At 40.4% G+C, this 11946-nt stretch carries 7 protein-coding genes and 1 riboswitch; of the genes, 1 reads left to right on the top strand and 6 read right to left on the bottom strand.

Translation table 11 applies throughout. From position 1 onward, the window contains the following. Nucleotides 1-66 precede the first annotated feature (66 nt). The 6 genes from BQ7997_RS05480 to BQ7997_RS05455 all read right to left on the bottom strand — a co-directional run bounded on the left by BQ7997_RS05480 (nt 67) and on the right by BQ7997_RS05455 (nt 10264). Nucleotides 67-1581 carry a PKD-like domain-containing protein gene (locus BQ7997_RS05480; protein WP_073344323.1) on the bottom strand — a complete coding sequence of 505 codons (1515 nt, stop codon included), beginning with the start codon at nt 1579-1581 and terminating at the stop codon, nt 67-69. A gap of 44 nt (nt 1582-1625) precedes the next feature. After that, nucleotides 1626-2909, bottom strand: a complete 1284-nt coding sequence (locus BQ7997_RS05475) for a fibrobacter succinogenes major paralogous domain-containing protein (protein ID WP_073344320.1) — start codon at nt 2907-2909, stop codon at nt 1626-1628. Between the two features lie 33 nt (nt 2910-2942). Continuing rightward, entirely contained in the window at nt 2943-4178 is a 1236-nt protein-coding gene (locus BQ7997_RS05470) for a cell surface protein (protein WP_073344317.1), read from the bottom strand. Nucleotides 4179-4183: 5 nt separating this feature from the next. Then, the gene (locus BQ7997_RS05465; RefSeq protein WP_073344314.1) at nt 4184-5341 is read right to left on the bottom strand and encodes a YncE family protein; all 1158 of its coding nucleotides are present in this window, start codon (nt 5339-5341) and stop codon (nt 4184-4186) included. A 4-nt stretch (nt 5342-5345) separates the two neighbouring features. Further along, nucleotides 5346-7403 carry a TonB-dependent receptor plug domain-containing protein gene (locus BQ7997_RS05460; RefSeq protein ID WP_073344311.1) on the bottom strand — a complete coding sequence of 686 codons (2058 nt, stop codon included), beginning with the start codon at nt 7401-7403 and terminating at the stop codon, nt 5346-5348. Nucleotides 7404-7547: 144 nt separating this feature from the next. Then, nucleotides 7548-7760: riboswitch (cobalamin riboswitch) on the bottom strand. Between the two features lie 281 nt (nt 7761-8041). Beyond that, nucleotides 8042-10264, bottom strand: a complete 2223-nt coding sequence (locus BQ7997_RS05455) for a polysaccharide lyase 8 family protein (RefSeq protein ID WP_159436748.1) — start codon at nt 10262-10264, stop codon at nt 8042-8044. Nucleotides 10265-10587: 323 nt separating this feature from the next. Between BQ7997_RS05455 and BQ7997_RS05445 the strand changes: the two genes are divergently transcribed. Then, nucleotides 10588-11943: an MATE family efflux transporter gene (locus tag BQ7997_RS05445; protein ID WP_073344301.1), complete on the top strand. Its 1356-nt coding sequence runs from the start codon at nt 10588-10590 to the stop codon at nt 11941-11943. Nucleotides 11944-11946 lie beyond the last annotated feature (3 nt).

The raw sequence follows: 11946 nt of genomic DNA, 5'->3' as shown, positions 1-11946 counted from the left end.
GACGGTATATTCGCCAGATACCGTCACTATATGATAAGGATAGCGTCACTATGTTTATTGCAGATATTATTCTACATCTGAATCAAAGTCTTCACCTTTCAGATGGCAATCGGTAGCTCCGGCAACATTAGCCCATGAGTAACCATAAAACATACCCAAATCCTGGAGAACTCCAGTATAAACTTTGACAAAATCAATTCCAGGCAAATTCACTTTATTACCGTCTTTATCGATAGCCCATGAAATATCAATTGCACACTTTTTAGCTCCCCCTTCTTTTCCTAGACTTGCATTACATGCATATCCATATTCATATTGTATATAGCTACTTGGAAACATACCTGACATTACAGCATTATCAGGCAAACGAGTTATTCCTTCGAAAGTTATTGCCTTTTTTATCCATTGAGGCCATCCTAATCCAGCCATAGAATAATCATCAGCCATCATTGAACCATTCTCTTCCATACTCGTTTTCCAGGTACATTTGCAAGTAGCGTAGTTTACATCCTCATTTTCATAGGTTACGGTCAGACCTTTCATCGTTTTAGTATTATCATGTTCACTCCCTTTTATTTCATACCATTCGTCATCATCAGGTTTTCCATTACCATTCTTATCAAAAGCAACCATTATCACACTTGGAAAGAACATATTACTACTACTTATCATCGAATTTATACGGAAATCCCTTTTTCCCGGCACATTTACTACCGTATGATCAAAGCCAAATGTAACATATCCCCCGAAGCTACCCAATTGTACCAATTCCATTGCCCCCGTATTATTATCATTAATATCTTTCCCTTTCAAAAGATCCTCTGCTTTTTTGATAGCGATTACTTCTGTATCTGTAGGATTCGAAGTTATTTTACTCCCCGGAGCAGGACGATATGCAAACACTTCTGAAATAAACGGTGAATATGCTGTCTCTTCCTGAGTCACCGTCACTTGTGTGCTCTTTGATTCACCAATATTTCCATCTGTCACTTTCAACGCTACATCATAAGTACCTGCTTCCAATTGAATGAAAGGTAAATTCTTCTCTGTACCGACCACTTTTGCGTCGCCTTCCGTCCCCACTTTCTTACAAGTCCATTCATAAACCGGTGCTTCATTATATCCGGCAATATCCGGTTCAATAGTCAGAACCTTACAACGAGCAGTTGTATATCTAGCTTCTAAATTCAATGAACTGGTCACTTCTTCCTGATTGACTATAATTTCGAGTTTAGCACCCGTTTCATCCTGTACCAACACAATCTTCCCACCATTACGCGGTTCTTTAGCCGTATTCTCTTTCACAGTAACTGTTAAAGCAGTCATTTCAATCTCCGCCGGTGCCCATTCGGGACTAGATTCAACCTCAAAACTTACTTTGCTGTTGTTTTTAGTAGAGGTCACATCTATTACAAATGTTTTTCCCTTCGCGTCACACGTCAAAGTTTTGTTTTCATCCGCCACTTTAAATACGTAATTCGGATCTTCCGTATTACCATCATCATTATCGTCTTTACACGAAGCAAGGGCTGTAACAACAAGTAGACAGACCCATAAATTCCATTTCAAAAATGTTTTCATAATTTTCAATCAAATTTATTCATATTAATAATAAACACATATTTTTATTCTCGTACACAACGGACAGATGCTGCATTACTACGTGTTCCTACATCTGCCTTGACAAGCGGCCGATGTGCATAATCATAGTAAATAGACAAACATCTGGCATTTCCCGAATGGTTAGCGCTGACATCACCAATCCACAGCTCAACCGTATGCCCGGAATTCTTTAATATCCCCCCGCCTACACTGTAACGGAAACCTGCCATCGGGAAAATTCCCAACGGAGAATATTCCGTTGTCGCCAGTTCAAAACCATTCCAGGGATAAGTACCATTCTTATTGGCCGGCACTCTCCAACCTTCAGGACAAGGATCGAACGGAGCCTTGCCACCTTTTTGATTATTCCAAAGAGTATCACAGCGTTCTTCCAGCCAATCGTTATAACCATAACTTCCCGGCCCCAGTAATACTGTCAATGGGCTCACAATAGATTGAGTCAGGCTGCTACGTGTCTGATCCGCGTCTGCCTTTACCGAACGGATACCTGTCCCTCCCGCCTGACTCCCTTCCGTCAGCAAGACATTGTCAATAGTATAAATCGGCTTACTGTCGTAATAGGGATTATTATTTGTACTGTATTTAAATTTCCTGTCACCCGGAAACGGGTCTTTACGTCCCCACTGGTAAAGCAATCCGCAAGCAGCAAGACTATCAGCGGTGGTTGTCCCCAAATTGACGGTCGTATTCACCGCTCCAAGGTTGCGATCCATAAATATATAGTCATCCACCCCGTCACCATTATTATCAAAAGGATATATACGCCCCATCACAACCGGATCCTTATCCGGATTATATGGAGTCACCCATATATGCCAACTCCAACGAATCTCTCCGGCAATCTTCACGCCAACCAATGCATTACCGCTTTTTATATTTGCCGACACTGCCACTGCTATATTATCTTTCTCATGTGTCTCTCCGGGAATTAATCCGACATTGGTTATCAGATTCTGCGCATCCTGCCAGAGCAGAACAGGCTCCGGAACTTGATTGTCCAAGTCGGCCTCTTCCAGTTCACTCGCAAACAAATCCCAGACTGCATAAGCTTTCATCACTGGAATAGAAACCGACTGTCCTGCCTGTATCATGTAACAATTCGGTTCACCTAACGCAGCCACATATTCTGTATTCTGTTCAGGAACAGGTTCGGGTTCCGGTTCTGGGTCAGGCTCCAAATCCGGATATTCTACCGGATTATCATTATTTTCGTAAGAACAAGATACCCATAAACAGGAAGCTCCTACCCAAAATCCTAATGCAATCAATACAAATCGCTTCTTCATTTTTTTATTATTATTTTATTTCCAGACTATTTTTCATTCATCGGGACGCGTAGGCCGTATATATACATGCAGGTCACGTGCCAAATATATTTCCGTAGATGTTTCTCCCAGCCAGCCACAATATTGGTTGACGGCTGTATATACACGTATAAAGTCAACACCCGGCAGGTTTACAGGTGTCCGTGTCATAGGGTCAACCGCCCATCCGATATCAAAACTCGAACGATTATTGCCATCCGCATCCAACGCTCCATTGGGAAAGTTGTCTACATAAGCTCCGTATTCAAACATATATTGCAAATAATACGAACCGTCTCCCGACACATCCACCGCATTTTTAGGTAACAAAGTTCCCTCAAATGTCATCCGGTCTTCCGAAATCCATTTCGGATAATAATCCTGATTGTGATACTGGTTCTTGGCGACATAGCCTTCCTGTCCCATATTATCAGTCCATTTTATATAATAAATATCAGTCAGAGGTCCCTCCTTGACAATCTCTCTGTCGGGATCCGGACGATGATAGGTTATCTTACAATTTATCTTAGCAATCTCATTCGTGTACCACGGGTCTTTATCCAGTTCATACCACTTATCATCCGGTTTCCCATTTTGGTTTTCGTCAAATGACACCATCACGATACCCGGCTCACTACTTCCACCGTTCACTCCCGGATGAGCCGCACTATGGAACGCATTTCCGTCGATCAAGAAATCACGTTGCCCCTTTTTATTTATTACTGTATGATCGAATCCAAAAGTCACATATCCACCATAAGCTCCCAACGAAACCCCGCCATAGTTTTTACCATAAACAGCTTCTTCCGCCTTTTGTATCATCTCTTTTTCGGTATCACCCTCCTGATATCTAGGCATGTCATTCACAAACTGCCCGGGAGCCGGACAATATTCATAAACTTTGGATATAAAAGGACTATACTCCACTTCTTCTTCCTGAACATAAACCGAGACGTGATGTTCTATGGGGTTTTGTGAATCGAATATGCGAAAATCAATCTCGTACACGCCTGTATATTCGGGAAGGAAAATATATTCCTTTTGTGTACTGACAATGGAGTCGCTGCCATCGGATGCTTTTATACTCCACTGATAAGATTCCCCGGTAAAAGCAGGGTTGAAATAAATAACTTTCATTCGCGGAATCACATATATATCATCAACTCCCAAGCTCAACATCGGTACCTCCTGTGTACAAGAAAGAATGAGCCCCGTACACAATAAACATAAACAATTTATTACTTTCTTCATTCTATCTATTTTTTACGTTCCAAAAACACCATATGTGCCGGTATATCTCCGGTACGTGCACTCCATCGTTTCACACCGTCTTTCGAGTAACAGTGCAACGCGCCGCTCGATACATAGTTCCGGGCATCTGTCACGTAAATATCCTTCGTCACCGGATGAATGGCAATGCCATAAGGAATTTCAATATTCAGTTCCGTGCCATCCGTAATAAATTTACGAGAAACAACCCGTTCAGTCTTTACATCTACAATAGCGTAAGTCACCGTGTTCTTATTCGTATTATTACTATACTCTACACTATATACATAAAGGGAGTCTCCACTCAATACCATATTCGAAGCAGGCAAATTCATGGTTTTCGTCACCTTATAGCGTCCTGCATTTTCTTCCAGTACATATAAATTAGAAGCTACATCATCATAATTACCGCGTGATGACACCCATAACTTACCATATTTATCCGCCTTGATACGATGCAGATTAATGGCAACCTCTATTTTGTAAAGCTGCCGCATTGTTTCCATTTCTACCACCGACACCGTAGTATCGTAATTGGGCGCACGGTATCCCCCGGAGTTTGCCACATAAATCCTATTGCCAACAATCTCCAGTTCATCAGGCTGATATCCTACGGTCACCTGCCCCACTATCTTGTAAGTATCGAGGTCAATCTTGAAAACAGCTCCTTTCTGGGCATTCGGGTCTATTGCCACCGGCCCTACATAAGAACTCACATACGCATAGTTACCCTTAAAACGTATATAGCGACAATTAGGAATGTCAATCTGAGTAATGCGTTTTGCAGTATAAGCATCCATAACTTCCACTTTATGCGAACAGTTAATCACTGCATACAATTTTCCTTTATAAATTTGAATATCATTCCCAACATCTCCCAGTTCTTTTACGACCGTCGGATTTTTCTCGGCATATATGTTACGGGCATAAATACCTGTACGGTAATCTACATAATCCAAGGTAGATTTATTACTTCCCATATTACCTTCATTCAGCAAATACAGCCCCATAGGATCAGCGTCCGAATCCGCCTCAAAATCCAGCAACTCGTATTCTGTAGGATTCACCAGTTCTATCTCACGGCAACCCGCACAACACAACAGACATAGCAGTGTTACAACTGATATATATATTTTCTTGTTCATAGGACTAAATATCTATGCTTATCAAAAAACGAAAGTTCCGTTTGGGCATCGGATAATTCAGAATCACATCGTAATCCTGGCTGAATAAATTATTTACTTCAAGAGAGAGTTTCATCCGGTTCGATTTTATCTTCAGATATTTCACCATGTTTATGTCACTCGTATACCAGGGTTGTGTATGGTTATAAGCTATGTTCTCCTGCTGATTGTATCGTTCGCCCGTATAGATAAAGCAATAGCTGAGTGCCCACGAACCATATTCCAAAGCCGCTATCAACGAACCGCTATGCCACGGAATATAGGGTATCTGGTGAGAATAATAGTTTTTTGAAGGATCAGTAAAATCCTGCGCTTTCTGATAGGTATACTGCATCTTCACATTTGCCAGAAACTTGCCGAATCCTACAGCCTGATGCAGGGAGACATCTATTCCCCGGATTTCTACATATCCCAAATTCAGCATTGTCCAACGGAATTGCTGCCCTTTAGGATAAGCTATAATCTTGTCCTTTACTTCATTATAGTATGCATCGACCTGCAAATCGAACAATTTATACAAAGAGTGTTGGAATTCTTTTTTATACTTAAAACCTACATTATATTGTGTAGTATATTCCGGTTTCAGAAAAGCATTCCCCATATCGGTGTAATACAGGTCATTGAATGTAGGCATACGGAACATTTCCTTATAAAAAGCGCGCAAAGAGAAATCTTCATACTTAAACGGCCGGTAAGAAGCAAAAACAGCAGGAGTGAACACAGCTTTATCCGGTGACTTGGCAAAACGTCTCACCTTCTCATGGACAAAATATCCCAGGCAGCTTCCCTGCAATTTGAATTGTTTCAAATCAACCGCCGTAGCTAAAGCTACCATATTCGTAAAACGCTGCGGAAAAGGAAAAGTACTTTCATTATTCGGGCTATTGAACTCGGCATCCAACTTGTTCCACTGAAAGTCATATGCCAATGATGCATCCCAGAAGCTTGTCAAAGAATAAAGATTGGCTGTCGAAACATAAATTTCTTTCTGCCTGTATGTATTCTTGGTCTGAAACAGCTTACTGTCATGATTCTCATAATGTGTGTAATCAGCAGCATACTTTGCATTTACCAAAGTACGATATCTGGATGATACTTCTTTTGTGAAAGTACCCTGGATAAAGGAGTTAGTATCCCACAACCGTTCTCCATTCCGAAATACATTATTGACAATGGCACCCGGAACTCCCCGCTCCGAATTATAAGTATATCCTCTCAATGTCCACTGCCCGTCATTAATTTTGCCATGTAATCCGGCCTCCATACGTGTAGAGTTTATATCTCCGTTCTGTCGGACTGCAGTTGTGTCATACATGACTTCCCCCAATGTGTTACGGCGGCGATAACGGAATTTGTATTTTCCACTGGCATTAATCCACTCGCCGCTGAATGAGGTACTTATTTTATCTGTCAACTTCTGTTCGTAAAGAAGAGAAGGGTTTATCAAGCCGAACGAACCTGTACGTAAAGTAGCTTTAAAATTGGCACTTTTTCCATCTGTAAAACGGGGTTTGCGGGTGGTTATGTAAATTGTCCCCGAAGCTCCGAAGTCTTTTGCCGACTGGAAAATTTCACTTTTCTGACCGTTATAAAGGGATATTTCCTCTACATTGTCCAATGAGAACTTGCCCAAGTCTATCTGTCCGTTCTGCGCATTTCCCAACTGAATACCGTCATAGAATACTCCCATATGATTGGTACCCATACTTCTTATATTTACAGTCTTCAATCCTCCGACACCACCGTAGTCTTTCAACTGTACCCCGGAGAAAAAGCGGATGGCATCTGCCACAGACAGGCTGTTAAGCTTCTCCAAATCCTTGGATGTCATCACCTGTGCCGGAATTACATCCCGGTACTTATTCAATCGTTGTCCGGTGATTACCACCGTATCCAGACGCTGTATACTGTCCAAACGGCTTTTATAATATTTTTTGTGCCGCTCTTGCGCAGAAACAACCGGAATTGTAACTACTAAAAATAAAAAAACAGAAAATACTGATAAAGTCCTTCTCATGCTCATTCCATATTACCAAAGGTTAATATATAATGACTTGCCTTTAGAGAAATGGGTATAATCAAGCCTAAAAAACAGACTACAAGAATGATAGGAACAGAATCTTTGAATCCATTTTCTGACTATTCACCCGTACTCCCGCAGGTTGTCAATCCGATTTCTATCAAAGCAGGTCTTCTGACTTGTTCCTGTTTTACGCCTTCCCAACTTTTTCAGTCAGTGGCAGAGGTTGTAAAACCAATAATTCCCATAAACATGGAATGGAACTTACAGCAGCGGGTACTGTTGCAGATTTACACTGCATTCCCTTTCAATTTCTCCTCACGATTTTGTGATTTGAAAACTTTGATGGCGCAAAGATAATTTATATTTTTTAAAACTGAAATAATATATTAAGAATAACAAAATGAAATTAAGCGAGAGGAAACGATATTTTACGATGCAATTAACACACTATTTATCAATGGAATACATAATTATTGATAAATATATAATTGCCGGGCAATAATAAAAATCACCAAATATTTTTTTATTTCCTTTTATAATTCTGCCTTTAATATCCATTTTCAAGCTCACTTTTATCTATTCTCTGAATAAGAACTGCCATGAATATCAATCTTTATGTTCAGCACACAGCCAATACATCAAAATAAGAGCTGCGTCTGATGTGTTTTCCCCCGATATACATTATCCTCAGTAAATAAACCAAAAGAATACTCCTTCTTATTTTTACCGTATTCTACGGTAATGGACAAACTTTTTAAATTATGGGAAGGATCAGAGAAAAATACATCAAATACATTGTCAGATGCTTTACGAAGCATCAAAGCACACGGGTTGTCAACTGTAACCTTCAAATCATTCGCTACGATAGTCCCTCCCTTATAGAACATTGCTTGAATAACGCCGGTCTTATTATTTTTAACAGATTGCACATTTACAGTATTGGACAGGATTTCTATATTTCTCACATTATAGTTTTTCATTTCATTTGCACTCTTTATCCCTGGAACAAGAATATAACTATAAGTATCATCTGATAATAAATCATCATGATTCAACCAAATCGAGCATACATCTTTGCTGACTGCATTTTTATTCTGCGTATTATTGATATCATACCAACGTCCGCTTCTGGCTTCTGTTTTAACAGACACTTTCTGGGATTCAGGGAAAAAACATCCTACATTTCGATGCCATACCCAATCCAACGCCTGGTCAGCCTGTTCCATCCCGTTTGAGATAGACAGTTCCTGCCCCTCCTTTGAATAAACGACATCGCCATCAAGCAAGCACTGTTCTACCGTGGTATTCACTTTATAGGGCATATTGGAAGAAATACCACTGCCAAGACATACCACCTCATCCCCCATGAAAAACCATGATTTGTATGCCGAAACATCAACCCCATGGGTTTTATGAGCCATCTTAAAACCAACCAGTCCTCTCTTACCGTCCGAAAGACCACCACAAAAATCAGATTCGCCCGGTTCTCCCCACTCTTCCGCCTGAGGTATTTCAGGCAATTGGGGAGCCGTTGTCCCAGGTATCCTATTCCAATCCCAAACAGGAAAAATATCTAAATATTCATTTCCTTTGACCGCCAGATCCATAGAGCCGTCACTCATAAAGAATCCTTTCAAGTTTTCCCCGTTTCCGTGTTCACACCGACGGGTACGATCGGACGCCATACGCACACATACCGAATAATTTTGTCCTTGAAAAATACTACAATCACCGACATAGTAATGAGTCAATGTTTCGTCCATACCACTATAATTCCCCTCTTCTCGCAAAATAGCAATATAACGGTCATATTCGTTTATATGCGCAGGGGCAATTTGTTTCATTTTCTCAAGCGTATTGGCAAATCCACGACAAAACAACGCGTTCGGACGACTGACACTGCGCCCCACCACATTATAGAATTGTACATTCCCCCGGATACTTTTCATGTAAGTATCGCTTATAAACTTATGTAATATGTCTACTTGACTATCAGATAGTTTATAGCCAGTCCCAGCAGTATAATCAGCAACTCGTGTCACTCCGTTAAGCATTATAAGGCCATAGCCACCTATATATAGCTGCGGGCCATGCTGAAAATAAGAAAGATCGTATTGAATGCCGGGCTCATTTACACCAACATAGGCCAGTGGGGCAAATGTATGTAAAACAGCAGCATCCAATACTTCCTTATCCTCTTTCAGACATCCTCTATAAAGCCAATGTAAAGCTACATCCGTCTCGTTAGCACCTGTTTGTTCGGCAGGATTTCCTCCCGTTTTTTTCATATAGGCAAGAATACTATCTTCCAGTTCTTTAGATATTTGCTTTTCGCCGGAACGAAGTAAAATCAATATTTCCCCCATCTTTTGCGGTGCGAAAATCTGATTTTTATACCAGTTATTACAAACCGGATGTACTGTGTTCCAATAAGTCAAAGCATTCACTATATTCTTATGCAATCCTGTATTACAGTAATAAGAGCTTTTCTTCAATACATATGCTTGAGCCATTTGCTTCAGTCTATCCAAATGGGTACCGGGTTCCCAACTGTATGATTTATCCCAATAATTAATATCAGAAAAAGAACCGTTTTCTTTCATCAGAGCTAAACAATTGGTGACTACATTGTCCACTTCCGTAGCATTGGAAGCCATATTGGCATTTGTAATTCTTTCCATAATTACCCGGCATGATTTCTTGAAGGCAATACTTTCTTCTTCATTTCCATCATCCGGTGTATCCGGATTTTGTGGCTCTTCTTGCACTGCCTCATCATCACTGCATGACATGAATGTCACAGAGAAAACATTTAATAAAAAAAACAGACCAAACAACCAACTAAATTTCTTAAGGTGCATAATAGTATTATTTAAAAATTTATAATGTTTCATTCCTTGTCAGCACAAATCCGGTGCATATTATTCCATCAATGATACTGACATTAAATTATACAAATAAAGTCCTTTTATCTATATTTCCACCTAAGTATACAATCCAAATCGGAGTATTTAATGTCCAACAAATAATAAATGTACATTTTTGGACAAAAGGATACAGTTTAAATTTCTCTCCGGATAAACCAAAATAAACGTGATGGATAAAAATTACCATTTGGTAATTTTTATCTCCTTTCATACTTTTACCTTTGCAACCGTTTTCTAAGATTTTAAAGATTAAAGGTATGAAAGATAGTATTGATTTCAGCAGCATGGAGATTTCCACATTGTTCCGTAAGCTATTAATTCCTACGGTACTAGGAATGGTTTTCTCGGCTATATTCGTTATTACGGACGGTATATTTGTCGGAAAAGGGATTGGAAGTGATGCATTGGCAGCCGTTAACATCACGGCTCCGCTTTTTATGATTACCGCCGGCATCGGCCTGATGTTCGGAGTCGGTTCTTCGGTAGTCGCTTCCATTCATTTATCACAGGGAAAACGCAGAGTAGCAAGTATTAATATTACTCAAGCGCTTGTGTTTTCCACTCTTCTTATACTTATTATGTCCGCCCTGTGTTTTTATTATATAGAGCCATTGGCCAAATTATTAGGAAGTTCGGACAGATTATTGCCCTTGGCGGTTGAGTATATGGCATGGTATCTCCCTTTTCTTGTATTCTATGAGATATTAAATATAGGCATGTTCTGTATTCGCCTGGATGGTTCGCCCACTTATGCGATGATGTGCAATGCTATTGCGGCCATACTCAATATTATCCTAGACTATATATTCATTTTTGAATTTGGCTGGGGAATAATGGGAGCAGCGTTCGCTACCAGTTTGGGAACTGTCGTAGGCGGATTGATGACACTGATTTATCTCCTCAAATTCTCCCGTTCCCTTCATCTGTGCCGGATTAAGTTAAGTATCAAAAGTATGATGCTGACTCTTCGCAATGTCGGTTATATGATAAAGTTGGGAAGTTCCGCCTTTATCAGCGAAGCATCCATCGCCTGTATGATGTTTTTGGGAAATTATGTTTTCATCCATTATCTCGGTGAAGACGGAGTAGCTGCATTCAGTATTGCCTGCTACTTCTTCCCGATTATCTTCATGGTTTACAATGCCATTGCGCAATCCGCACAACCGATTATCAGCTATAATTTCGGAGCCGGACAGCCCGACCGTGTCAGGAAAGCCTTGCACCTCGCCATTCGGACGGCATTGATTTGTGGAATCAGCTTTTTCATTATCACCGTCCTATGCCGGCAGAATATCGTGTCGCTGTTTATCGACCGGAGCTATGCGGCATTCGATATAGCCATGAATGGTATTTCTTATTTTGGTATCGGATTTATATTCTTTGCTTTCAACATGATAGGAATCGGTTATTATCAAAGCGTCGAACGGGGGCAGAGAGCTATGATTATCACTCTCCTTCGAGGGGTGGTATTTATGCTGATCGGTTTTCTTGTGCTTCCTAAAATACTAGGAGTGCCGGGTATATGGCTAGCCGTACCGTTTGCAGAATTGTTAACAATGCTCTATATCATCGGAATTTATTTCAAAGATCGCTTAATCGTCCGCCGACGATGAGTA

Origin of the sequence: Bacteroides congonensis, from assembly GCF_900130125.1 — a bacterium.
GTDB lineage: Bacteria > Bacteroidota > Bacteroidia > Bacteroidales > Bacteroidaceae > Bacteroides > Bacteroides congonensis.
This window is presented reverse-complemented; position numbering and strand designations above follow the sequence as displayed.